This is a genomic window from Roseburia yibonii (genome assembly GCF_014297335.1).
GTDB classification, from domain to species: domain Bacteria; phylum Bacillota; class Clostridia; order Lachnospirales; family Lachnospiraceae; genus Roseburia_D; species Roseburia_D yibonii.
Genome location: NZ_JACOQH010000001.1, coordinates 327848 through 352654, shown reverse-complemented (window position 1 = coordinate 352654; position 24807 = coordinate 327848). Strand labels below are relative to the sequence as shown.

At 49.5% G+C, this 24807-nt stretch carries 20 protein-coding genes; 19 read left to right on the top strand and 1 reads right to left on the bottom strand.

Annotation, left to right across the window (positions count from 1 at the left end):
- Window positions 1–13: 13 nt before the first annotated feature.
- The 6 genes from H8Z76_RS01760 to H8Z76_RS01735 all read left to right on the top strand — a co-directional run bounded on the left by H8Z76_RS01760 (window position 14) and on the right by H8Z76_RS01735 (window position 7695).
- A complete protein-coding gene (locus H8Z76_RS01760) occupies window positions 14–748 on the top strand; it encodes a glycosyltransferase (protein WP_186981464.1) in 735 nt (244 codons plus the stop codon).
- Between the two features lie 100 nt (window positions 749–848).
- Window positions 849–2204 carry an LCP family protein gene (locus H8Z76_RS01755; RefSeq protein WP_147617883.1) on the top strand — a complete coding sequence of 452 codons (1356 nt, stop codon included), beginning with the start codon at window positions 849–851 and terminating at the stop codon, window positions 2202–2204.
- Between the two features lie 97 nt (window positions 2205–2301).
- Complete coding sequence (gene glmS / locus H8Z76_RS01750; RefSeq protein WP_022515633.1) at window positions 2302–4134, top strand: glutamine--fructose-6-phosphate transaminase (isomerizing); 1833 nt, start codon at window positions 2302–2304, stop codon at window positions 4132–4134.
- 129 nt (window positions 4135–4263) lie between these two features.
- Window positions 4264–5721 (top strand): S1C family serine protease, encoded by a 1458-nt coding sequence (locus tag H8Z76_RS01745; protein ID WP_022515632.1) that lies wholly within the window; start codon window positions 4264–4266, stop codon window positions 5719–5721.
- A gap of 118 nt (window positions 5722–5839) precedes the next feature.
- On the top strand, window positions 5840–6772 hold the full coding sequence (gene arcC, locus H8Z76_RS01740) for a carbamate kinase (RefSeq protein WP_186981463.1): 933 nt from the start codon (window positions 5840–5842) through the stop codon (window positions 6770–6772).
- Between the two features lie 23 nt (window positions 6773–6795).
- On the top strand, window positions 6796–7695 hold the full coding sequence (locus H8Z76_RS01735) for a glycosyltransferase family 2 protein (RefSeq protein WP_186981462.1): 900 nt from the start codon (window positions 6796–6798) through the stop codon (window positions 7693–7695).
- A gap of 100 nt (window positions 7696–7795) precedes the next feature.
- Here the strand turns inward: H8Z76_RS01735 and H8Z76_RS01730 are convergent, their stop codons facing one another.
- Window positions 7796–10231, bottom strand: a complete 2436-nt coding sequence (locus H8Z76_RS01730) for a GH36-type glycosyl hydrolase domain-containing protein (protein WP_186981461.1) — start codon at window positions 10229–10231, stop codon at window positions 7796–7798.
- Window positions 10232–10614: 383 nt separating this feature from the next.
- On the opposite strand from H8Z76_RS01730, the gene H8Z76_RS01725 reads away from it, so the two are divergent.
- The 13 genes from H8Z76_RS01725 to H8Z76_RS01665 all read left to right on the top strand — a co-directional run bounded on the left by H8Z76_RS01725 (window position 10615) and on the right by H8Z76_RS01665 (window position 24782).
- Complete coding sequence (locus H8Z76_RS01725; RefSeq protein ID WP_186981460.1) at window positions 10615–11634, top strand: LacI family DNA-binding transcriptional regulator; 1020 nt, start codon at window positions 10615–10617, stop codon at window positions 11632–11634.
- 300 nt (window positions 11635–11934) lie between these two features.
- Window positions 11935–12405 carry a hypothetical protein gene (locus H8Z76_RS01720; RefSeq protein ID WP_022515518.1) on the top strand — a complete coding sequence of 157 codons (471 nt, stop codon included), beginning with the start codon at window positions 11935–11937 and terminating at the stop codon, window positions 12403–12405.
- Between the two features lie 6 nt (window positions 12406–12411).
- Window positions 12412–13785 carry a hypothetical protein gene (locus tag H8Z76_RS01715; RefSeq protein WP_186981459.1) on the top strand — a complete coding sequence of 458 codons (1374 nt, stop codon included), beginning with the start codon at window positions 12412–12414 and terminating at the stop codon, window positions 13783–13785.
- A gap of 32 nt (window positions 13786–13817) precedes the next feature.
- Entirely contained in the window at window positions 13818–14222 is a 405-nt protein-coding gene (locus H8Z76_RS01710; RefSeq protein WP_147617891.1) for a hypothetical protein, read from the top strand.
- A 41-nt stretch (window positions 14223–14263) separates the two neighbouring features.
- Window positions 14264–16945 carry a translation factor GTPase family protein gene (locus H8Z76_RS01705; protein ID WP_186981458.1) on the top strand — a complete coding sequence of 894 codons (2682 nt, stop codon included), beginning with the start codon at window positions 14264–14266 and terminating at the stop codon, window positions 16943–16945.
- A gap of 51 nt (window positions 16946–16996) precedes the next feature.
- A complete protein-coding gene (gene aroE, locus H8Z76_RS01700) occupies window positions 16997–17866 on the top strand; it encodes a shikimate dehydrogenase (RefSeq protein WP_186981457.1) in 870 nt (289 codons plus the stop codon).
- 17 nt (window positions 17867–17883) lie between these two features.
- Complete coding sequence (aroD, locus tag H8Z76_RS01695; protein WP_186981456.1) at window positions 17884–18648, top strand: type I 3-dehydroquinate dehydratase; 765 nt, start codon at window positions 17884–17886, stop codon at window positions 18646–18648.
- A 12-nt stretch (window positions 18649–18660) separates the two neighbouring features.
- Entirely contained in the window at window positions 18661–19176 is a 516-nt protein-coding gene (locus tag H8Z76_RS01690) for a shikimate kinase (RefSeq protein WP_022515525.1), read from the top strand.
- A gap of 18 nt (window positions 19177–19194) precedes the next feature.
- Complete coding sequence (locus H8Z76_RS01685; RefSeq protein WP_186981455.1) at window positions 19195–20334, top strand: hypothetical protein; 1140 nt, start codon at window positions 19195–19197, stop codon at window positions 20332–20334.
- A gap of 98 nt (window positions 20335–20432) precedes the next feature.
- On the top strand, window positions 20433–20750 hold the full coding sequence (locus tag H8Z76_RS01680) for a metal-sensing transcriptional repressor (RefSeq protein WP_147617895.1): 318 nt from the start codon (window positions 20433–20435) through the stop codon (window positions 20748–20750).
- A 27-nt stretch (window positions 20751–20777) separates the two neighbouring features.
- Window positions 20778–23354, top strand: coding sequence for a heavy metal translocating P-type ATPase (locus tag H8Z76_RS01675; RefSeq protein ID WP_186981454.1), 2577 nt, complete (start codon window positions 20778–20780; stop codon window positions 23352–23354).
- A 60-nt stretch (window positions 23355–23414) separates the two neighbouring features.
- Entirely contained in the window at window positions 23415–24194 is a 780-nt protein-coding gene (locus tag H8Z76_RS01670; protein WP_186981453.1) for an NAD(P)-dependent oxidoreductase, read from the top strand.
- Window positions 24195–24197: 3 nt separating this feature from the next.
- Window positions 24198–24782 (top strand): dipicolinate synthase subunit B, encoded by a 585-nt coding sequence (locus H8Z76_RS01665; RefSeq protein ID WP_186981452.1) that lies wholly within the window; start codon window positions 24198–24200, stop codon window positions 24780–24782.
- The last annotated feature ends 25 nt before the right edge of the window (window positions 24783–24807 follow it).

Genomic DNA, 24807 nt, shown 5'->3' with positions numbered 1-24807 from the left:
ACAGGATAATAATATGGAAGAGAACAAAAAGCGGGTATCTGTCGCGATGGCAGCCTATAACGGACTGCCCTACATCAGGGAGCAGGTAATATCCATTTTGAAAAATCTGACCGCGGAGGACGAACTTGTCATATCGGATGACGGATCTACGGATAAGACCCCGGAATTTCTGGCGGAGATTGCAAAAGAGGACGCGCGGGTGCGTGTGGTGCAGGGGCCGGGAAGCGGGATCAAGAAAAATTTTGAGAATGCGTTAAAACATTGTCTGGGAAATTATATTTTCCTTGCAGACCAGGATGACATCTGGGCGGATGACAAGGTGGAAAAGATGCTTGGGGTATTTGAAGCGAAGGGCGTCTCGCTGGTGATGCATGACGCGGTCGTCGTCAATGAGGATCATACGGAAGAACTCATGCCTTCTTTTTTTGCGTATCGTGGATCAAAAGCCGGGGCATGCGCCAATATCATAAAAAATACTTATATGGGCTGCTGTATGGCATTCCGCAGGGAAGTATTGCAGTGGATCCTGCCGATACCGGAGGAGATCCAGATGCATGACCAGTGGATCGGGGTACTCAATGACCTGAAGGGAAGCGGAACCTGTATTATGCCGGAAAAACTGCTTTTTTACCGCAGGCATGAGCATAACAATTCAGATTTTTCCCACAATACGGTACCGGTTATGATAAAGAACCGGATTGTTTTCCTGCGCGCGCTGCACAGGCAGCTGCGGCGCCTTAAAAATTAAACCTTTATTAAGAAAAGGGGAAAATATTGACACAAGAATTGATTTATTATATAGTTAATTGGTTGTTTATCGTAATACATAGAGAGAAATGGAGAGAACAATGAGCGAACAGAATGGAAATCGAAACAGACCGTCTGGAAGCAGACCATCTGGTGCACATACATCATCTTCCGGCGGTACACGCAGACCGGCGCAGCAGCGGAGCGGCAGTCAGCATTCCGGTCAGGGTGAGAGAAGAAGAACGACATCCCAGCAGGGAGGAAAGCGTAATACAAATACACGTCCGAATCCAAACGGAAACAGACCGGGTGGAAAGAAAGTGACCAAGAAACAGCGCAAAAAGAGAAAAGTGATCATTTATGTCATTGAGATCATCGTACTGCTGATCTTACTTTTGATCCTCGGCGTCTGGATGAAATTAAACAAGATCGACCGCGGTACGATCAAAGAGGAAGATCTTACGATCAACCAGCTGGACAGTGAGACACAGGCGCTGCTTTCCGGTTATACGAACATTGCGCTGTTTGGACTGGACAACCGTTCCAACGGTGATTTTGATACCGGACGAAGCGACAGTATCATTGTGGTAAGTATCAACAACGATACCAAGGAAGTCCGCATGGTCTCCATCTACCGTGATACTTATCTGGATATGGATACCACAGACGGCAGCTTCGCGAAAGCAAATGCGGCATATTCCAAGGGAGGTCCGACACAGGCGATCTCCATGTTAAATAAAAACCTCGATCTGGATATCACAGATTATGTATCTGTAGACTTTAACGCGGTTGCGGATTGTGTGGATCTGCTCGGCGGAATCACCATGGATATCACAGATGAAGAAGCTGCGATCATGAACGGTGAGACCGAACACCAGGATTACATCGGGGAGGTTGCGCAGGTAACCGGAAAAGAAGCACATTATCTGGATGGTGGTGGAACGTATAACCTCGATGGTGTACAGGCAACGGCCTATGCCCGCATCCGTTATACAGCCGGTGACGATTACCGTCGTGCGCTCCGTCAGAGAACTGTCATCACAAAGCTGATCGAAAAGGCAAAGAAGGCAGATGTCGCCACACTGACCAAGATCGTGGATAAGATGACAGAGGAAGTTTCCACCAGCTACTCCAATAAGGAGCTTCTTGGCATGGCAGTATATCTGCAGAGTTATGAACTGGCAGATACCTGTGGATTCCCGTTCTATAAGAACACGGCCAATGTCGGAAAACAGGGTGACTGTGTCATTCCTTGCGATCTTACGACAAACGTGGAAGAACTCCATACCTTCCTGTTTGAGGATGAGAATTATACGCCGTCCAACACAGTAGAGGCGATCAGTGACAAGATCACGACCAAGACAGGATATTCGGCAGATGATGCGGTGAAGACGTCCGATCCGACGGAGGAAGATCATACGAAGACAGATGATGTAGAAAGTACCGAAACCGAATAGATAGTAAGTAACAGTAAAAAGAAGCGTCTGCTTCCGCGGTTATGCGGGGGCAGACCTTTGTTGTATAAAGAAAACAAAGATAAAGTGAGGAAAGACTATGTGTGGAATTGTTGGATATATTGGAAAAAAACAGGCTGCGCCGATCTTATTGGATGGTCTCGAAAAGCTGGAATACCGTGGCTATGACTCAGCGGGAATGGCAGTGTATGACGGAGCGCAGATCAATATCAAAAAAGCGACCGGACGTTTGAAGGTGTTAAATGAGCTGACGCATGGCGGGGAACTGCTTCCGGGAACCGTTGGGATCGGACACACCCGCTGGGCAACGCACGGAGAACCGTCGGATGTCAATGCGCACCCGCATTTTAACGCGGATCATACGATCGCGGTGGTACACAACGGGATCATTGAGAACTATTTAAAGCTGAAAAACCAGCTGATCGAAAAGGGATATTCCTTTATTTCCGAGACAGATACCGAGGTTATCGCACATCTTCTGGATTACTATTATAAAAAGTGTGAAAATCCGCTCGAGGCAGTGACAAAGATCATGCACCGCGTGGAGGGATCTTACGCACTCGGCATTCTGTTCGCGGATGAACCGGATGTGGTTTATGCTGTGCGGAAAGACAGCCCGCTTATCGTGGGAAAAGGAAAAGAAGGAAATCTGATCGCTTCGGATGTCCCGGCAGTATTAAAATATACCAGAGAAGTATATTTTATCGAAAATGAGGAGATCGCCAGACTTTCCGAGAAAAACATTGAATTTTTTAATGTGGACGGTGAGATCATACAAAAAGAATCCAAAACGATCGAGTGGGATATCAATGCGGCGGAAAAAGGCGGCTATGAGCATTTTATGTTAAAAGAAATGTATGAACAGCCGAAGACCGTGCGCGATACCTTAAGCCCGAGGATCAAAGACGGCAGGATCGTGATCGAAGAACTTGGCATGACAGACGAGGAGATCGCGTCCATTCAGAAGATCCATATCGTTGCCTGCGGTTCCGCATATCACACGGGTGTGACGAACAAGTACATCTTTGAGGGGCTTGCGCGCATTCCGGTGGAAGTGGATGTCGCGAGTGAGTTCCGTTACCGGGATCCGATCCTTGAGAAGGGAACGCTTGTTGTGATCATCAGCCAGTCCGGGGAGACCGCGGATACGCTTGCGGCACTGCGTCTGGCGAAAGAGCGCGGGATCATGACACTTGGCATTGTAAATGTAGTCGGAAGCTCGATCGCGCGTGAGGCGGATAAGGTAATGTATACCTGGGCAGGTCCGGAGATCGCGGTGGCGACCACAAAGGCATACAGCGCACAGTTAATAGCACTTTATCTGCTTGCGATCAAGTTTGCGCAGGTGCGTGGAAAGATCACAGAAAGTGAAACGACAGAGCTGATCACGGATTTAAAGAAGCTGCCGGATCAGATCGAGATGTTACTCCATAATAAGGAGAAGATCCAGCGTTTCGCGAACCGCTATATTGCGGCAAAAGATGTATTTTTTATTGGCAGGGGGATCGACTACGCGATCTCACTGGAAGGATCCCTCAAATTAAAAGAGATTTCTTATATCCATTCCGAAGCCTATGCGGCGGGAGAATTAAAACACGGCACGATCTCACTGATCGAGGACGGCACTCTGGTTACGGCAGTGGTGACACAGAAGGACCTCTATAAAAAGACGATCAGTAACATTGTCGAGGTGCGCACGCGCGGGGCGTTTGTGCTTGCCATCACCAACGAGGAAAATACAGAGATCGAAAAGGCTGCGGACTATGTGATCTATCTGCCGCAGACCAACAGATATTTCACCAATTCCCTCGCGATCATCCCATTACAGCTTTTCGCGTATTATGTGGCGGTCGGCAAGGGATGCGACGTAGACAAGCCGCGTAACCTCGCAAAATCGGTTACGGTTGAATAATTATGGATTTTTTGTGAAGAAAAGGAAATTGTTATCTATTATCACAAAAGCGTCACAATTATATACTAGACTGATGTCACAAAAGAAAAAGAGGAACTGATATCAGAGGAGACGAAAGGAGAAATCGTTATGGATAACAATCAGAACAACAACTTTTCTGGTTCTTCATATAACAACAATCAGTACAATTACAATAATGATAACCAGAATACAAGCGGAACATGGAGCAGCTCGGGAAACGCACAGAATTCCTGGAGCGCAAATGCCGGAGCCAATATGAATGGCGCGAACATGGGCGGCGGGATGAATGATCCGAAACAGAAACGCCCGAAGAAAGAACGCAAAAAAGGCGGCTTTGGAGAAAAACTTGCAAAATGTGTTGCGATCGCGCTGGTATTCGGACTGGTCGGAGGCAGTGTATTTGCCGGAACCAATTACGCAGTCGGCAGACTGACCGGAAGCAATACCACACAGACGGCGAACGTAAAAGAACAGGAGGAAGAAGAGACTACGCACTTAAAGCAGTCCGCAAAGGACAGCTCCGGAAAAGACGCAGTCGATACGACAGATACCTCAAGTACAGCAACCTCCGTATCGGATGTTTCCGGAATTGTTTCGGAAGTAATGCCGTCCATCGTTGCGATCACCAATATGAGTGAGCAGCAGTATGAGAACTTCTTTGGACAGACAGGAACCCGTGAAAGCGAGAGCGCCGGTTCCGGTATCATTGTAAGTCAGGACGATGATTATTTATATATCGCGACCAACAACCATGTGGTAGAGGGCGCGACAACACTGACCGTCCAGTTTATTGATGACTCCACGGCATCAGCGGAAGTAAAGGGCACTGCGGCATCCAGCGATCTTGCGGTAGTTCAGGTAGCAAAGAGCAGCATGCAGCAGGATACTTTAAGCCAGGTAAAGGTAGCGACACTTGGTGATTCGGACAGCCTTCAGGTTGGTGAGGGCGCGATCGCGATCGGAAACGCACTCGGATACGGACAGTCCGTAACAACCGGTGTCATCAGTGCAGTCAACCGTTCCGTTTCCATGCAGGATGAGACGACCGGTGAAGAGATCACAAACGAGCTGCTTCAGACAGATGCGGCGATCAATCCTGGTAACAGTGGCGGCGCTTTGCTTAATATGAAAGGCGAAGTCATCGGTATTAATGAAATGAAGTATTCGGATACCCAGGTGGAAGGTATGGGCTATTCCATCCCGATCTCCAAGGCAGCGCCGATCATTGACCGGCTGATCAGCAGACAGGCAGCGGATTCCGCTTCCTACATCGGTATCAACGGTGTTAACGTAACTTCACAGATCGCGTCTGCTTATAAGATGCCGATCGGTATCTATGTTGCGCAGGTAGTCAGTGGATCACCGTCAGAACAGGCAGGTATTCTGCAGGGAGATATCATCACTCAGTTTGACGGAACCGATGTAAAAACCATGTCTGACTTGAAGGATACGCTCGAGTATTACGCACCGGGTACCCAGGTAGAAGTTACCGTTCAGCGGCCGGCGAACGGACAGTACACGGAACAGACCGTTACCGTAACACTCGGTACAAAGCCGCAGCAGTAAAATATGATAGAATAAGGAACAGACCGGAGACTTTCTCCGGTCTTTTTCCGGTTTAGAGGTTGTGGAGAAGTCTAAAATGTGCTAACATAGAGATATATTTTGTGGGAGGTCGACTTTGATGAAAAAAAAGAAGATTGTGATCGCATTGGGACACGATGCGCTGGGAACTACGCTTCCGGAACAGAAAAAAGCAACAAAGAAGACAGCGAAGGCAGTCGCTGATTTTATAAAAGATGATTATCAGATCATTGTCACACACAGCAATGGACCGCAGGTAGGCATGATCCACACAGCAATGTCCGAGTTCTGCCGTCTCTATCCGGAGTACACAGCAACTCCGATGAGTGTCTGCTCCGCAATGAGCCAGGGATATATCGGCTACGACTTACAGAACGCGATCCGCACGGAGCTTTTGAACCGTGGGATCTACAAGCCGGTTGCGACAGTGCTGACCCAGGTGTGTGTAGATCCTTATGATGAGGCATTCTATCATCCGACCAAGGTCATTGGACGGGTTATGACCGAGGAGGAAGCAGAAGCGGAAGAAAAGAAGGGCAACCATGTGACGAAGACCGAGGATGGTTACCGCAGGATCGTTGCGGCACCTAAGCCGATCGATATTGTGGAGATCGACGCGGTGCGCGCACTCAGTGACGCGGATCAGGTCGTGATCGCATGTGGCGGCGGCGGAATCCCGGTTCTGATGCAGGAAAATAATTTACAGGGCGCGAGTGCGGTCATTGAAAAAGATCTTGCGGCAGGAAAGCTTGCAGAACTGGTAGACGCCGAGACACTCGTTATCCTGACCGGCGTGCAGAAGGTATGCCTGAATTATGGCACACCGTCAGAAAAACCGATCGATTCCATGTCCGTGGAAGAGGCAAAGCGCTATATGGAAGAGGGACAGTTCGAGGAAGGAACCATGCGTCCTAAGATTGAAGCTGCCATCGATTTCATCGGTGACTCTGCGATCCGTAAAGTATTCATTACAAAGCTGGATGAGACGCACAGCGGAATGAACACGACAAACGGCACTCTGATCCACAAATAGAAATGAAAGGGCAATCATGCCATATGCAAAGTGATAAAAAAGTACAGATACTGATGTCTACTTATAACGGGGAGCGGTATCTTGCAGAACAGTTAGACAGTATTTTCCGTCAGACCTGGCCAAACATCGAGGTGCTGGTGCGGGATGACGGATCAAAGGACGCGACGCTTGAGATTTTAAAGAAGTATCAGGAACAGCACGAGAATCTGTATGTATTTCCGGGGAAAAATGAGGGACTTACGAGAAGCTTCCTCGAACTGATCCAGAAATGCGATGCGGATTATGTGGCGTTTTCAGACCAGGATGATTACTGGCTGGAAAATAAGATCGAGGTTGCGGTAGAACGTTTGGAGGCGCTTGATGGACCGGCGCTTTATTGCAGCAACCAGATTCTGGTCGATCAGGATTTAAACCGTCTGCCGGAGGGTGAGATTCCCGATGCGGTTCCGGGATTTGGCAACGCGCTGATTGAGAGTATGTGTACCGGGTGTACCGCAGTGATGAACCGGGCGCTGATCGATGAGGTAAAGGGACATCTGCCAAAGAATGCGATCTGGCATGACTGGTGGTGCTATCTGGTGGCATCTTATCTTGGAACGGTCATTTTTGACAAGGGCGCGTACATCCTCTATCGTCAGCATGGCGACAATCAGCTGGGATCGAGCAGAAGTGCGCTTGTAATGATAAAAAACAAGTGGAAGTTCTTAAAAAAGACGAGAGGGATGCTCGGAAAGCAGATCGCGAATTTTGCCAAAGAGTATCATGGAAATAAAGAAAAGGACGAGCTGGTGCAGCTGCTCCTCGCATCGAAGACCAGTTTTGCGGCGCGTATCCGGCTTATATTTAACAAAAAGATCTATCGTCAGAAACGCCTGGACAACATCGTGGTGAAAGGGCTGTATCTGATCAATCGGATGTTATAAAAACGTTTATAAAAAGAACATGTTCCGGAATTTCCGAAACATGTTCTTTTTGTATTGGCAGTTGTCAGAGTGGGATGCGGAACGCATCCCGCTTTCTGGATTATCCCATTACAACTTCAACCTGAACTTCTTTTTTGGAGCCGTCAAACGGGATCATATTTCCTTCTACCGGAGTGCCGTCTACGGTCATGGAAGCAACACCTTTTTCTGCGCCATTCGGATTCTTGACCGTGATGTGATAGGTTACGCCACGGAAATCACGTTTTGCAGAGAAGCCGTCTAAGGATGCCGGAATACAAGGATCTACAACCAGTCCGTCATAGTCCGGGCGGATGCCGAGGATGTACTGCGAAACGTCAAGGAACGTCCATGCGGCGGTTCCGGTCAGCCAGCTGTTCTTTGCTTCACCAAAGTTTGGCGCGTCTTTTCCTGCGATCATCTGGGAGTACACATATGGTTCGGTGCGATGGATCTCGCTGATATCCTCAATGTAGGCAGGGCAGGTTCTCGTGTATACCTGCCATGCGCGGTTTCCACGTCCGACTACCGTCTCTGCGATAGAGATCCATGGATTGTTGTGGCAGAAGATACCGGCATTTTCCTTGTAGCCGCCCGGGTAGGAGGTGATCTCACCTAACTCTACATGATATCTGGTATAGCATGGCTGGAGCAGTACGATACCATATTTGGTGTCCAGATGCTTTTCTACCGATTCCATGGCCTTTAAGCAGTAGCCGTCTTTTAAGCCGATCTCGGCAATGACACAAAAGCCCTGTGGCTCGATGAAGATTTTTCCTTCCTCGCATTCTTTGGAACCGACCTTGTGTTTGTAATGGTCATAGGCACGCAGATACCATTCGCCATCCCAGCCGGCATCGAGTACGGTCTGTTCCATTTTTTCGATCTGTTTTTCTGCTTCTTTTGCTTCTTCTTCAAGCCCTCTGTGACGGCAGATCGCTGCGTAATCTTTGCCGTATTTTACGAACATTCCGGCGATGAAGACAGATTCTGCATTCGGTCCTTCCGATGGTCCGAAGGTCTGGAAAGATTCACCCGGTTCTTCGGAGAAGCAGTTTAAGTTTAAGCAGTCGTTCCAGTCGGCGCGTCCGATCAGCGGAAGACCGTGCGGGCCCAAATGATTTACGGTATAGTTGAAGGAACGTCTTAAATGTTCCATAAAGTCGGTTGCCTTGGATGCGTCGTTATCATACGGTGTGATCTCGTCTAAGATCGAGTAGTCACCGGTCTCCTTGATGTAAGCGGCAGTTCCCGCAATGAGCCAGAGCGGATCATCATTGAAGCCGCTTCCGATATCGGCATTTCCCTTTTTGGTCAGCGGCTGATACTGATGGTAAGCGCTGCCGTCCTCAAACTGTGTGGAAGCGATATCGAGGATACGCTGTCTTGCGCGATCCGGGATCAGATGTACGAAACCGAGCAGATCCTGGCAGGAATCACGGAAGCCCATGCCTCTGCCGATGCCGGATTCAAAGTAGGAAGCCGAACGGGACATATTGAAGGTGACCATACACTGATACTGGTGCCATATGTTGACCATGCGATCCAGTTTTTCTTCGGAAGAAGATACGGTGAAATGGGAGAGCAGACCGTTCCAGTAAGCTTTTAAGTCGGCAAGTGCCTGATCCGCTTTTTCGGTTGTGTCAAATTTGGTGAGCATAGCTTCCGCCGGTTTGCGGTTTACCTTATTTAAACCTTCCCACTTTTCGTCCTTTTTGTTCTCCACATAGCCGAGTACAAAGACGAGGTCTCTGCTTTCGCCCGGAGCCAGGGAAATATTGATCTGGTGGGAACCAACCGGAGCCCAGCCGCTTGCAACGGAATTTTTGGCTTTTCCGGTCATCACAACTTCCGGAGCGCGGTTTTCTCCGTATGCGCCAAGGAAAGAATCGCGGTCGGTATCAAATCCGTCGATGTCCGTGTTGACGGAGAAGATCGCGTAGTGGTTCCGGCGTTCACGGTATTCGGTCTTGTGGTAGATCGTGGATCCGTGGATCTCGACTTCGCCGGTGCTGAAATTACGCTGGAAGTTGGTCATGTCGTCCATGGCATTCCACAGGCAGAATTCCACATAGGAAAACAGGGTGAAATCTTTTTTCTCATCGGATTCATTGGTCAGAGTCAGTTTGTTTACTTCACACGCAGTGCCCATCGGGACAAAATCGGTGAGGACGGCGGAAATGCCGTTCTTTTTTCCTTCAAAAACGGAGTAGCCAAGACCGTGGCGGCATTTGTAGTCGTCAAGTTCGGTCTTGGTCGGCATCCAGCCCGGATTCCATACGGTATCTCCGTCCTTGATAAAGTAGTAAAGACCGTTGCTGTCCAGTGGTACGTTGTTATAGCGGTATCTGGTCAGGCGAAGGAGCTTCGCGTCTTTGTAAAAGCTGTATCCTCCGCAGGTATTTGATTTCAAGGAAAAGAAATCTTCACAGCCGAGGTAGTTGATCCACGGCAGCGGGGTACGCGGTGAAGTGATCACATATTCCTTGTTCACGTCGTCAAAATGTCCGAATTTCATAGTATAATCCTCCTGATATCAATGTAATCGTATGTTACAACACATCACGAAAACGATTAAGTAATATTGTTCTTGATACCAAGTATATAGTAGAAAAAGTAAAAATGCAATTCATAACCGGATGAAAACAGGAAAAATAGCAGATTACACAAAAAAAAGAAAAACTTTTGTGGAAAGAGACAAGGGACGGTGCGGCAGAAAATGGAGCGATAAAAAAGCAAAGAAGTTTCGTAAACATATAAAAATGCACAAATATCACATGAAAAATCAGTGAAATACAATAAAAACATCTAATTATTATTGCATTTTTGAGAGAATGGACGTATAATAAAAAGACGAAAACGATTAAGCACCTGCGATAAGCGGCGCGCAAGGAGTAAAAAATGGTATCACTGAAAGACATTGCAAAAAAATGCGGAGTTTCAACCGCCACAGTGAGTAAGGCGCTCAATGACCAGAAGGACATTGGCGAAAGCACCAAGGCAAGGATCCGGGAAACGGCGAAAGAGATGGGCTATTTCCCCAATTCTGCGGCACGGGCATTGAAAACAAAACGTTCCTACAGTCTTGGTGTACTGTTTGAGGAAGAGGCCGGGAGCGGCTTAAAACATGAATACTTTTCGAGTGTTTTAAACGGTTTTAAGACACAGGCGGAGTCGCAGGGCTATGATATCACGTTTTTAAATACTTCTTTTGAAAAAAGAAAGATGTCTTATTATGAGCACTGCAAGTACCGCAATTTTGACGGAGTCGCGATCGTTTGCGCGGATTATCACGATCCACAGGTGATGGAGCTTATGGACAGTAATCTGCCGGAAGTGACGATCGATTATATCCATTATAACTGCACTGCGGTATGTTCGAATAATGTAAAGGGAATGGAAGATCTTGTCCGCTATGTATACAGCAGGGGACACCGCAGGATCGCCTACATTCACGGGCAGACCAATTCCTATGTTACGAAAGACCGTCTGGCGAGCTTTTACCGTGTGTGCGAGGAATTAAAGCTTGATGTCCCGGAGGAATATGTGCGGACTGCCGCGTACCTTGAGACGAAGGGAACTGCGGTTCAGACCAGGGAGCTTTTTGAGCTGGATGATCCGCCAACCTGTATCCTGTACCCGGATGACACCTCTTTGATCGGCGGGAGAAATGTGATCATTGAATCGGGCAGAAAGATCCCGGATGACATTTCGATCGCGGGCTACGATGGAATTCTGATGTCGCAGTTACTGCACCCGAAGATCACGACCATATCACAGAATATGGATGAGATCGGAAGAGAGGCGGCAAGACGCCTGATCACGGCGATCGAAAATCCGAAAACAACGTTTATCGAGCGGGTGGTGATCGAGGGGACACTGTTGCCCGGACAGTCAGTAGGGGATGCGCCGAAAACTTAATAAAATAAGAAGAACTTTATGCCGTCTGCGGATAAACCGTGGGCGGCTTTCTTTGAATCATAGGAAATTCCTTCCTATGATTTAAAAACGCTCCGCGGGGATGCGCAGCTCGCGGAGATGAAGTTTATGTTGAACATACCGCTCGCGCGCGAAAGTGTGCGGTAAGCGCACACTTTATTTTATTGCGGATGAAAATGGACGCTGTGCCTGCATGGAAAAACTTGAAAAAAAACTGGCATAGCGGTATTATAATAAAGGCGTTTTCTGCCATAAATGAGGAAGGAAACAGGAGGATGAAGTATGTTTAAAAAATATGAGGGTAGGAAGGTTGCAGCACTTGTGGCAGCAGTGTTTACAGTGTGCGCAGTACTCTTTCTGCTGTTGCTGTACGGAATGAACCAGCGGGTAAAAGTGATCGATGTTTCCGGTTGTGAGACAGACAATGGAACGATCGTATATCAGATAGAAGAGGTTGGAAATTTCTACAATTATGTTTCGGTGCAGGGGTATGCATATCTCCCGGGGGAAGATATTAATGTATCCTGTATGCGGGTACTCATGTATGATGAAGCAAAAAATATCTATTATGCGCTCCCGACGGAGACGGTGGAACGTGAGGAGATCACCGAGAATGTGGATGACGGGCATAATTATGACTACTGCGGCTTTAAGAGCGCGGTTTATAAAAAGAAGGCGGAAGGAAAACTGATGCTCTTGTATGAATGCAATGGAAGACGGATACTGATCGATCCGGATCAGGAGGTGGAGTAAGGAAATATGGAACGTTTAAAGACATTATTTAAGAAACTTACGAAAAAGGAATATCTTCCGTTCTGGTTTTTTGCCGGGGTTCAGCTCATCTATCACTGGATGATGCGGGAAGGTCCGGGAACGGATGCCATGTGGTTTTTCAGAAACCAGCTCGATGCCTATTCCCTGAAGGATTATCTTACGATCCGCTATCATGGCTGGAGCTCGAGACTGGTGATCGAGGCGGCACTGGTATATGTTTCCAGACATATGCGCCTGTATAAGCTCCTTGACTGGGGCATGTGGATGCTGCTCGCGTGTTCACTTTCCGCAGTCTTTGGAAAAACAAAAGACAAAGCGCGCACGAACTGGGTCCTGGTCGGTCTGCTTTTGATCTATCCGCTCGCGGAACTTGGCGGCGCGGGCTGGATCGCGACAACAACAAATTATATCTGGCCGCTTGCGCTCGGAGTGTTTGTGCTTACAGGGACGGCGCGTGTACTCCGCGGTGAGCGGGTGGCATGGTGGATGCACATCCTGTATCTTCCGGCGATGATCTATGCGGCAAATGCCGAGCAGATGTGCGCGGTTTTACTTGGAATAGAGGGCTTATGCTTCCTGTGGATCCTCTTTGTGAAAAAGCAGGGAAAACAGGTGCTTGTGCTGGCGCCGTATCTGTTGATTGGGCTTGCGGAATTTTTATTCATTCTGAAATGCCCGGGAAACGCGGCGCGAAAGAATGAGGAGATTGCAAATTATCTGCAGAATTATGAAATGTACAATCTGGTCGACAAGGCGGATCTTGGATTTGTGGATACCATGAAACACCTGATCTCTTCGGGAAATCTTCTGTTTTTTGCATTCACGCTTGTGCTGGCCGTCCTGGTGTTTTTGCGGATGAAGGGATTTATGGAGCGTTTCGTGTCCCTGATCCCGGTATGTATCACGGCTGTGCTCACATTTTTTGGAGATTCGTTTAGTGAGCATTATGCAAAACTCGCAAGCGTACTGGAGAAAAATGAGATCATAAACGGATATAATTATGTATGGGGATATTCTTATCTGCCGTTCGTATTATATCTGCTTGTTTTACTGTGCATCCTGGTATCGCTCGCATGGGTGGCGGGATCCTGGGAAGAATTTCTGTTTTGCTTCTTCCTGCTTGCGATCGGACTTGCGTCCCGCGTGGTCATGGGATTTTCTCCGACCATCTTTGTGTCGGAATCGCGTACATTTTTATATCTGTATATGACGATCGCTGTGACGGCGGCGGCACTGATCGAGTGGCATGATACCGAGTGGAAAGAACATCCGAAGGCGGCGCAGGCAATCGGACTTGCGGGCGCATGTATGCTTGTGATCTCCCTGTTTGGAGGATTTATGGCGGCATCCGCGATCTAGGGGATGTCCGGTGAGAAAGGAAGGAGAACGGTTTGAAAAAGTTTTTATACGCGATGATTGAATATGTCGCGAAGATACATAATTATATCATGGGGCTGAATGATAAATATGAATATGATTTTTCAGATAAGCAGCTTCATTTTCTGGTGATCGGCGCGATCGGCATGTTACTGATCTTTATTGTATACCCGCTGTTTAAGTGGCTGGCAAGAACCGGGCATGTCATGGTGATCGCATGGATCTATGTATTTACGGTGATACTGGTGATCACATTCGCGATCGAGATCGGGCAGAAGGTCACGAATACCGGAAATATGGAATTCGCGGATATCGTGTTTGGTGTGGTCGGATTTTTTGTGATGTTTTTCATATTTGCGCTGGTGCGTAGTATCTATCATGGGATCTTAAGCCTGATCCATCACTGGAACGACCGTTGATAAATAGCAATACAAAAGCTGTGTGAGCAGGAAGGAAACAGATGAAACGTTTGGTCGTAGGAATACTGGCACATGTAGATGCCGGGAAAACAACGCTGTCAGAGGGGATGCTCTATACGGGCGGGAGCATCCGCAAAGTGGGAAGAGTAGATAACGGAGATGCCTTTTTGGATACCTATGCGCTGGAAAAAAAGCGCGGGATCACGATCTTTTCCAAACAGGCGCTCTTAAAGATGGAAGATCTCAGTATCACGCTTTTGGATACACCGGGGCATGTGGATTTTTCCGCGGAAATGGAGCGCACGCTTCAGGTGCTCGATTATGCCATTCTTGTGATAAGCGGCGCGGACGGAGTACAGGGGCATACGCAGACACTCTTTCGTCTGCTGCAAAAATACCGGATCCCGGTCTTTTTGTTTATCAATAAAATGGATCAGCCGGGAACGGATCGTGAAGCGCGCATGGAGGAACTAAAGGACTGCTTTGGGGATGGCTGTGTGGACTTTACGGACGATCAGAGTGAAGCTTTTTTTGAAAATATCGCGATGTGCGAGGAAACTGCGCTGGATGAATTTTTAGCGGAGAACCGGGTATCCGAGGAGAAGATCTGCGCGATGATCGCGCGGCGGAAGGTATTTCCGTGTTTCTTTGGTTCCGCCTTGAAGTTAGAGGGCGTGCAGGAGTTTTTGGATGGCATAAGAAAATACGCGTGTGTGCCGGAGTCCCCGGAGGACTTTGGCGCACGCGTTTTTAAGATCATGCGGGACGAGACGGGAAAACGGCTTACGTTTTTAAAAGTGACCGGAGGAAGCCTTCCGGTGAAGACTGTGTTCCCGGAACTTGAGGAAAAGGCAGATCAGATCCGTATTTATTCCGGCGACCGGTACGAGACGGTGGATGAGGCCAAGGCTGGAATGGTCTGTGCAGTGACCGGACTCACAAAAACCGTGCCGGGAATGGGACTTGGAACACAAAAAGGAAAGATCGTGCCGGTCTTAGAGCCGGTGCTGACGTACCGGCTGATCCTGCCGGAGGAAGTGGACGCGGCGGTCATGCTGAAAAAACTGCGGCTGATCGAGGAGGAAGAACCGGAGTTACATGTGGGATGGAATGAAAAGACAAAGGACATCCTCATAAAAGTTATGGGGGAGGTGCAGATCGAGGTCTTAAAAACGAGGATCGAGGAACGCTTTGGGGTGTCGGTCGATTTTGGCACCGGACATATCGTGTACCGTGAGACGATCGCGGATACCGTGGAGGGTGTGGGACATTTTGAGCCGTTACGCCATTACGCGGAGGTGCATCTGCGCCTGGAGCCGGGAGAAGAGGGCAGCGGCCTTTCGTTTTTTACAGAATGCAGTGAAGATATGCTGGCAAAGAACTGGCAGCGGTTAGTCCTGACACACTTAAAGGAAAAAGAACATGTGGGAGTTCTGACCGGATCCGCGATCACGGATATGAAGATCACGCTGGTCGCGGGACGCGCGCATGTGAAGCACACCGAGGGCGGAGACTTCAGGCAGGCGACCTACCGGGCGCTCAGGCAGGGGCTCATGCAGGCAAAAAGCGTGCTCTTGGAGCCATGGTATGATTTTAGGCTGGAAATCCCGGAAGAGCTGATCGGGCGGGCGATGACGGACATTGACCGCAGGTACGGCACGATGCAGCCGCCGGAAACAAAAGACGGGAAAGCGTATTTAAGCGGCAGCGCGCCGGTAGCGACTATGCAGGATTACGCAAAGGATGTAACCGCATACACCAGAGGACGCGGAAGATTATCGCTTACCCTGGCGGGGTATCGCCCCTGCCATAATGCCGAGGAAGTGATCGGGCAGATCGGCTATGATCCGGAGGCGGATCTGCTAAATCCGACGGGATCCGTATTCTGCGCGCATGGAGCAGGATTTATCGTTCCCTGGCAGGAAGTAAAAAATTACATGCATATCGAAAACCAGGCAGAGGAAAACCACTCTTTGGAACCGTCTTTTGATGGAAGCGCGGGCAGGGAACAGGCGGCCTATGCGGAGGAAGAATGGCTGGATCCGGAGGAGATTGACGCGATATTGGACCGTACCTATCACGCGAATAAAAAAGAAAGCGGCAGTACCAGAAAATGGAGTAGACCCAAAACCAGACCGGTCTATGCGGATCCGGTGGTGCGCAGTGCCGCGAAAAAAGTACAGGAAAAGGAATACCTGCTGGTTGATGGTTATAATGTGATCTTTGCCTGGGACGAGTTAAATGAACTTGCAAAGGTAAATCTCGACGGGGCGCGGGGAAAGCTTTTAGATATCCTCTGTGATTATCAGGGCATCCGCGGCTGCGAGCTGATCGTGGTCTTTGATGCCTACCGGGTTGCGGGACATCCGACCGAGATCTCGGACTACCACAACATCCATGTGGTGTTTACGAAAGAGGCGGAGACAGCGGATCAGTTCATCGAGAAGTTTGCGCATGAAAACGGCCGCAGATACTGCGTTACGGTGGCAACCTCGGATGGACTGGAACAGATCATCATACGGGGAGCCGGCTGCGCGCTGATCTCATCGCGGGAACTGGAAGCGGAGATCGCGGACGCGAAAAAACGCATGAATGAGAATTATGTAAACCATAAGGCAGCGCAGGTTCAGGAAAAAACGAAAACCTATCTTTTAGACGATCTGGACGAGAAGATGGCGGAGCAGATAAAAAAGATCCGGGAAGACGGGGACTTGTCATTCTGACCAAGGAAAGTTATGATAGAAGACAGGATAAAGAAGATGGAGGACATTGGAATGGAAAAAAGAATTTCAGGACATACAGGACTTTTGGCGTTGATCGGTTCACCAGTCGGACATTCCGGCTCACCGGCAATGTACAATTACAGCTTTGAGAAACTCGGACTGGACTATGCCTATGTGGCATTTGATATTAAAGAAAATGAAGTGGCGGACGCGCTTTCCTCAATGAAGCTTTTTAAGATGCGCGGGATGAATGTGACGATGCCATGCAAGACAGAGGCAGCAAAACACATGGATGAACTGTCACCTGCGGCACGCATCATCGGTGCAGTCAATACGATCGTAAACGATGATGGAAAGCTGACCGGTTACATCACGGACGGAGAAGGCTTTGTCAACAATTTAAAGGATCATGGCATTGACATCAAAGGGAAAAAGATCACAGTAGCCGGCGGCGGCGGAGCTGCGACCGCGATCCAGGTGCAGTGTGCCCTAGATGGCGCAAGAGAGATCACGATCTTTAACATCAAGGACAAATTTTTTGAAAGAACATTAGAGACGGCGGAAAAGATCAAAAAAGAGGTGCCGGGCATCGTGGTCAATGTCTATGACATCGCGGATGTCGCAAAGATGACCGAGGAAATTAAGAGCAGTGATATATTTGCCAATGCGACGATCGTCGGCATGAAACCGATGGAAAATGAGAGCGTGGTCAAGGATCTTACGGCGTTCCGCCCGGGACTGGTCGTTGCGGATGCGGTATACAATCCGGAAGAGACCAGACTGTTAAGAGAGGCAAAAGAGGCGGGATGCACCTGTATCGGAGGAAAAGGAATGCTTCTGTGGCAGGGCGTTGCGGCATTTAAGCTCTATACCGGATGCGATATGCCGGTCAAAGAGGTCAAAGAGTTATATTTCAGCTAAACGCGAGAGGAAAAGAAATGGCAGATTATATAGAAGTCCGCGGAGTAAAGATCGGAGCGGGCATACCAAAGATCTGTGTTCCGGTCGTCGGAACGACGGAGGCGGAGATCAAAGCTGCGGCAGAAGCGGCAGAGGCGGTAAAACCGGATGTCGTGGAGTGGCGCGCGGACTGGTTTTTAGATGTGGAAGATGAAGATAAGGTGTGCGCGGTCTTAAAAGAACTGCGGAAGATACTGGGTGAGATCCCGCTTTTATTTACGTTCCGGACGAAAGGCGAGGGCGGCGAGCGCGCGCTTGATAAGGAGGCGTATGTCCGTTTAAATCAGAGGGCGGCGGAAAGTGGCCTGGTTGATCTGATCGATGCAGAGCTTTTCACCGGAGAGGATACGTTAAAAGAGCTGGTCGTGTGTGCGCATGCGGCGGGTGTGAAAGTCATTGCGTCCAACCATGATTTTAAGAAGACGCCGGAGCAGGAAGTCATCACAGAGCGGCTGCTTCGTATGAAAGCGCTTGGAGCGGATATCCCGAAGATCGCGGTGATGCCGGAAAAGAAAGCGGATGTATTGACGTTGCTTTTGGCGACTGTGAAAGCCAAGGAAGAGATAAGCGGCCCCATCATCACCATGTCCATGGCGGGGACGGGATTGATAAGCCGTATCAGCGGAGAGGCTTTTGGCTCGGCACTGACCTTTGGAACCGCGGGAAAGGCATCCGCGCCTGGGCAGATGGATGCGAAGGAGCTGCGGCAGGTACTGACACTTTTGCATGAAAATATGGCATAGTAGGAGAGGATTATGAAAAAACTGGAAGAAAATATATTTTTGATCGGCTTTATGGGCGCCGGAAAAAGCACGGTTGCGGCAGAGTTAGAGCGTCAGCTCCATATCCCGCGCGCAGAGATGGACGCGCTCATTGTGGAGCGTGAGGGGATGGCAATCTCCGATATTTTTGCGGAAAAAGGAGAGACATATTTCCGTGACGCGGAGACCGCGCTGTTAAAAGATCTGACGGAAAAAAAGGGGATCATCATTTCCTGTGGCGGCGGAGCGGTCATGCGTGATGAAAACGCGGCACTGATGAAACAGTGCGGAAAGATCGTACTGCTCACCGCGACACCGGAGACGATCTATGAGCGTGTGAAGGACAGCACAGACCGTCCGATCTTAAACGGTAACATGAATGTGGACTATATCCGTGAGCTGATGGAAAAACGAAAAGATCGTTACCTTGCGGTGGCGGATGTGGTCGTTGCGACAGATCAGAAGAGCGCGGAAGAGATCACACGGGAAATTTTGGCAGCATTTGCATAAAAATGCGCAGGGGAATCTATGAGAAGAAAAAATAATATTGGCATGCTGTTCATCTGTGGGATGGCGGCAGTTACAGTCAGTGGGTGCGGTTCAAAAAATGTGACCAACTGCGAGGTGCTTTCCGTGGATGGAAGTGTCAGCGGAAGTACCTATCTGTGTGAAAACGGCAGCAGTACCTATGTGTATGAAAACGATGCGATCCGTGACGCGGACACGGGAGAGACGCTTACTCACGCAGACGATCTTGCTTTTATGGCGTGTACGGAAAGCGAATTGCTTTTTTATACCACAGAGTATGGCGGAAGTCTGTATGCTTACCGCTTCAAAGAGGAAAAGACAGAAGAACTGTCACAGGATTATTATGTGACCGGAATGAAAGCGCACGGAGACGAGATCTTTGTCAATGCGCGCCGGAAAGATTATAAAAACAATAAGGAAGAGACGTATGCCTATGCGCTTTTCGTCTGTGAGGATGACGGCACTGTGGAAGATCTGACCGAATGGGTAAAAACGCAGGAGCCGGAGGAAGAAAATGAGCATTACGCGGCCTACCGGTACGGGGATTATCTGCTGACGACAGATCTCACGCTTGCGCAGGAGACACCGCAGCTCGTCTGTGTGGAGGAGGAAACGTCCGGCTTTGTGTACTCCTGTCTGCCGTACAATACCTACGTCAGAATGGATGGAGAGATGGTCTGTCTGGAAAAATATGCGCCGGAGATTTTGGAGATCAGCGGCGGAAAGGGCGGTACTTCACCGGAACTTACCGGTGTCTCAGGCGATTGTTTTTATTTCCTGTCCCAGTATGCAAGAGGGGGATGGGGGTATCAGAAAAATCCGTCCATCGATTTTAAGGTGAGGGACTGCTATTACAGATACGATCCGGCAGACAAGCGGTGCGAACTGCTCTATGAAGCAGGAAAAGGGGAGCAGATCGCCGGTTTCTCGATCAGCGGAAACATCGTATATCTGCAGAAAAAAAGCGGCGTTTACGCGCATGATCTGACTACCGGGAAAGAGCGCTTTCTTGCGAAAGATCCGGAAAGCGGGAACCAATATGGAACGATGTTTTTTTTACAGGAAAAAGACGGGCTTCATATCTTTTCGCAGGCGTTCGGTGTGGACAGTCCGGTGCTTCCGGTTGATTGTGGTAAATGATAAAAATTGTAAAAAAGGATCCGGGTACTTGACAAAGTGCCCGGATTGTTTTATATATAATGCATACCCCGTGGGGGTATATGAAAGGGGGATGTGATATGGCATGTGAACACTGCTGCGGCAGCGACGATGATGCGGTAAAGCACAAACATCGGGAGATGCAGGAAAAAAAGAGCCTGATGACCCGCTTAAATAAAATCGAGGGACAGGTTCGCGGTATCCGCGCGATGGTGGATGACGACCGTTACTGTGTGGATATTTTAACGCAGGTGTCTGCGGTGCAGGCGGCGTTAAACAGTTTTAACAAGGAACTGCTGGCGAGACACATAAAAACCTGTGTTTCGGAGGATATTAAAGAAGGAAATGAAGAGGCAGTGGATGAATTGTGCGAATTGTTGAAAAAACTGATGAAATAAGGGAAGAAAGGAGCAAAAGAGGAGATTATGAAGGAAAATTTTGATGTTACGGGAATGTCCTGTTCGGCATGCTCCTCCCATGTGGAGAAGAGTGTCAGCAAGGTAGACGGCGTGACAAAAGTAAGTGTCAACCTGCTCACCAACAGCATGCAGGTGGAGTTTGATGAGAAGACCACAGACACCGGCATGATCATAAAAGCGGTGGAAGACGCAGGATACGGCGCAGCGGTCAAGCAGGAGCACGGTGCGGCGAAAGGAAATGCAGAAAAAGAGACCGGAGTTAAGAAAGATCCGGTGCTTGCGATGAAAAGACGGCTGATCATATCCATTATATTTTGGATCCCGTTAATGTATGTTTCCATGGGGCATATGCTTTACGAAGCGCTCGGCATCGCGGGACCGGTATTTGAGCAGAAGTACCTCTACGGGGATGAGAACGCGATCACTTATGCGTTTACCCAGATCCTGCTTCTGGTGCCGATATTGATCGCAAACCAGAAATATTTTAAGAACGGATTTAAGACACTGGCGAAAAAGGCGCCGAATATGGATACGCTGGTGGCGCTCGGCGCAACGGCGGCGATCGTTTACGGGGTGTTCGCAATTTACCGGATCGGCTACGGACTCGGACACGGAGATATGATGGTAGTCATGCAGTACCGTCATGATCTGTATTTTGAATCGGCGGGAACGATCCTGACGCTGATCACGGTCGGAAAATATCTGGAGACCAAATCCAAGGGAAAGACCAGCGAGGCGATCACAAAGCTCATGAATCTGGCGCCAAAGACCGTGACAGTCGTGCGGGATGAAAAAGAAACCGTGATCCCGGCAGCGGATGTCGTACTCGGTGACATTTTTCTCATTAAGCCCGGCGAGGCGGTTGCCGTAGACGGCGTTGTGATCGAGGGAGAATCCTCATTCGATGAATCCGCGATCACCGGAGAGAGTATGCCGGTATCCAAAAAGGCAGGGGATAAGCTGGTCTCCGCATCGATCAACAAATCCGGATTTATCCGGGCGCGGGCAACCAAAGTCGGAGAGGACACTACGATCGAACAGATCATCCGGCTGGTCGAGGAGGCATCTTCCAGTAAGGCGCCGATCGCGAGACTGGCGGATAAGATCGCGGGAATCTTTGTCCCAGTGGTCATTTCGATCGCGGTCGTGACAGCGATCATCTGGCTGCTCTGCGGAACCGGCGTGGAGGCGGCGCTTTCCAGCGCGATCGCGGTACTTGTTATTTCCTGCCCGTGCGCGCTCGGACTTGCGACACCGGTGGCTATCATGGTCGGAACCGGAAAAGGCGCGGAGAACGGCATTCTGATCAAATCCGGGGAGGCGCTTGAGACGGCGCATCTCGTAGATACGGTAGTGCTGGATAAGACCGGAACGATCACGGAGGGAAGACCGGTCGTCACGGACGTGGCGCTCTTTGGAGAAGTGCCAGAGCGGGAACTGCTCGCGGTGGCGGGAAGCCTGGAAAAGGGCAGCGAACATCCGCTTGCGGAGGCTGTGGTAAAATACTGTGAAGAAAATGAGATCACCGTGCAGCCGGTAGAACAGTTTGAGGCAGTCTTTGGAAAGGGCGTCCGGGGAAAAGTGGGTGGAACCCTGTATTTCGCCGGAAACGAAAAGATGATGGAAGAAAACGGGATCCCGCTTAAGGCAGATCACAAAGCAAGGATCGAAGCATTCGCGGGCGAGGGAAAGACACCGCTCTTATTTGCGAAGGAAAAGACGCTGATCGGTATCCTTGCCGTTGCGGATGTGGTCAAAGCGACCAGCCGGGATGCGATCGGAGCGCTGCGTGAGGCTGGCATTCGAACGATCATGCTGACCGGGGATAACGAAGTGACTGCGCGCGCGATCCAGAAAGAAGTCGGCGTGGATGAAGTCATTGCAGGTGTGCTTCCGGCACAGAAAGAAGAGAAGGTTGCACAGTTCAAAGAAGGCGGACACACGGTTGCCATGGTCGGCGATGGCATCAACGATGCGCCGGCGCTTGCGCGTGCCGATGTCGGTATCGCGATCGGCGCGGGAACGGATGTGGCGATCGAGAGCGCGGATGTGGTGCTTATGAAAAACGATCTGTTTGATGTCGTGCGCGCGATCCGTTTAAGCAAGGCGGTCATCCGCAATATCAAGCAGAACCTGTTCTGGGCATTCTTTTACAACAGCATCGGGATCCCGCTTGCGGCAGGCGTGCTTTATCCGGCGTTTGGCATAAAATTAAATCCGATGTTCGGGGCGGCGGCAATGAGCTTAAGCAGTATCTGCGTGGTCAGCAACGCGCTCCGCTTAAAGGGCGTAAAGCTCTCCGGGAAAGCAGAAGCGAAAACAGAACCGGAACCGGTAGAAAAAGAGATCATAAGAAAGGAAGAAAAAGGAATGAAAGAAACAACGATCAGTATTGAAGGAATGATGTGCTCACACTGCACAGGAACCGTAGAAAAGGCACTTGCAGGCATTGATGGGGTAAAGGAAGTCTCCGTAAGCCTGGAAAATAAAAACGCGGTCGTAAAGGCAGAAGAATCCGTAACAGCAGAGGTCTTAAAGAAAGCAGTGACCGATGCGGGATATGAAGTAAAGGGCATTCAGTAAAAGAAAAATCAGGAACCGGCAGAAGAAATCCGCATAAGATATAGGCAGGAGGATGGAAAGATGAAACAATTTCGTTTCCTTGTCTATGGAAAAGATGAGAGACAGCGCTGTTTAAAAGAAATTCTCGAAAACAGAGGGCATGTCGCAAAAAACGCGGAGGAGTCTTCTGCCGGTTTTTTTGATGCCATTTTGCTGCCGCTGCCGGAGACAGAGACTTTTTTTGGAAAGATCAAAGAGGAGCTTGTGCCGGGGCAGATTGTTTTCGGCGCAAATTTCGGGCAGAGTGTGGCGTGTCAGGCGAAAGAAAAAAAGATCACGGTCGTGGATTACATGAAAGCGGACGGGGTGGCGGAAAAAAACGCGGTGTCCGTCGCGGAAGGGATCCTTGCGGAGGCGATCTGCGCCATGAAGGAAAATCTCTGTGGAAGCCGCTGTCTGGTGTGTGGGTTCGGGAGATGCGGAAGCCGGATCGCCGAGCGGCTGGCGGCGTGTCAGGCGGACGTGGATGTATTTGAAAAGGAAGACCAAAAAAGGCAGGCAGTGGAAGCAGCAGGTGCCACATGGAGGCCGCATGCGGATCCCGGAGCCTATGAACTGATCGTAAACACAGTGCCACAGCCGCTTTTTACGGGACAGATGCTTTCACGATGCAAAAAAGAGGTCTGTATATTGGATCTCGCGTCCGGGAACGGCGGTGTGAATCTGGAAATCTGCAAAGCATATGGGATCTGCGCGAAACGGTGTCCGGGACTTCCGGCACGTTACGCGCCGAAGGCAGCGGCGAAGATACTGGCGGATGTGATCGAAAAAGAGATGGATGTGAGAAAAAAAGGGGAATAGGGAATGGAAACAGAAAATAAAAAGACTGTGGGTGTTGCCATTACAGGATCTTTTTGCACACATGAGAAGATAAAAGAAACACTGCGGGATTTAAAAGCGCATGGCTGGCGTGTGATCCCGGTATTTTCGGAAAATGCGGCAAAGCTCGATACCCGCTTTGGAAAATCGGCGGATTTTGTGGCAGAAGTACAAAAGATCACCGGGGAACACGGGATTTTCACGATTCCGGAGGCGGAGCCGGCAGGGCCGAAAAAGCTGTTTGACGTCTTAATCATCGTTCCCTGCACCGGAAACACACTCGCGAAGCTGTCGCTTGGGATCACCGATACCCCGGTGCTCATGGCGGCGAAAGCCCATCTGCGCAACGAAAGGCCGCTTGTGGTCGCACTCTCCACCAATGACGCGATGGGAATGAATTTTAAGAATATCGGGGCGTTATATAATGTAAAGCACATTTACTTTGTACCGTTTGGCCAGGATGACCCGGCAAAGAAGCCAAACTCCCTGATTTCGGACGTGGGGCGGATCCCGGATACGATCGAGGCGGCATGCGCGGGCAGACAGTTACAGCCGGTGCTTTTGCGTTAGCGCGCATCTGTCCGCGTTTCTCCTC

Bases quoted from the DNA above. Each gene is read 5' to 3' on its own strand.
- aroD (WP_186981456.1), top strand. From the start codon at position 17,884: ATGGCAGATTATATAGAAGTCCGCGGAGTAAAGATCGGAGCGGGCATA.
- H8Z76_RS01670 (WP_186981453.1), top strand. From the start codon at position 23,415: ATGAAACAATTTCGTTTCCTTGTCTATGGAAAAGATGAGAGACAGCGC.
- H8Z76_RS01680 (WP_147617895.1), top strand. From the start codon at position 20,433: ATGGCATGTGAACACTGCTGCGGCAGCGACGATGATGCGGTAAAGCAC.
- H8Z76_RS01735 (WP_186981462.1), top strand. From the start codon at position 6,796: ATGCAAAGTGATAAAAAAGTACAGATACTGATGTCTACTTATAACGGG.
- aroE (WP_186981457.1), top strand. From the start codon at position 16,997: ATGGAAAAAAGAATTTCAGGACATACAGGACTTTTGGCGTTGATCGGT.
- H8Z76_RS01715 (WP_186981459.1), top strand. From the start codon at position 12,412: ATGGAACGTTTAAAGACATTATTTAAGAAACTTACGAAAAAGGAATAT.
- H8Z76_RS01725 (WP_186981460.1), top strand. From the start codon at position 10,615: ATGGTATCACTGAAAGACATTGCAAAAAAATGCGGAGTTTCAACCGCC.
- H8Z76_RS01745 (WP_022515632.1), top strand. From the start codon at position 4,264: ATGGATAACAATCAGAACAACAACTTTTCTGGTTCTTCATATAACAAC.
- glmS (WP_022515633.1), top strand. From the start codon at position 2,302: ATGTGTGGAATTGTTGGATATATTGGAAAAAAACAGGCTGCGCCGATC.
- H8Z76_RS01730 (WP_186981461.1), bottom strand. From the start codon at position 10,231: ATGAAATTCGGACATTTTGACGACGTGAACAAGGAATATGTGATCACT.
- H8Z76_RS01690 (WP_022515525.1), top strand. From the start codon at position 18,661: ATGAAAAAACTGGAAGAAAATATATTTTTGATCGGCTTTATGGGCGCC.
- H8Z76_RS01755 (WP_147617883.1), top strand. From the start codon at position 849: ATGAGCGAACAGAATGGAAATCGAAACAGACCGTCTGGAAGCAGACCA.
- H8Z76_RS01760 (WP_186981464.1), top strand. From the start codon at position 14: ATGGAAGAGAACAAAAAGCGGGTATCTGTCGCGATGGCAGCCTATAAC.
- H8Z76_RS01665 (WP_186981452.1), top strand. From the start codon at position 24,198: ATGGAAACAGAAAATAAAAAGACTGTGGGTGTTGCCATTACAGGATCT.
- H8Z76_RS01685 (WP_186981455.1), top strand. From the start codon at position 19,195: ATGAGAAGAAAAAATAATATTGGCATGCTGTTCATCTGTGGGATGGCG.
- H8Z76_RS01705 (WP_186981458.1), top strand. From the start codon at position 14,264: ATGAAACGTTTGGTCGTAGGAATACTGGCACATGTAGATGCCGGGAAA.
- arcC (WP_186981463.1), top strand. From the start codon at position 5,840: ATGAAAAAAAAGAAGATTGTGATCGCATTGGGACACGATGCGCTGGGA.
- H8Z76_RS01675 (WP_186981454.1), top strand. From the start codon at position 20,778: ATGAAGGAAAATTTTGATGTTACGGGAATGTCCTGTTCGGCATGCTCC.
- H8Z76_RS01720 (WP_022515518.1), top strand. From the start codon at position 11,935: ATGTTTAAAAAATATGAGGGTAGGAAGGTTGCAGCACTTGTGGCAGCA.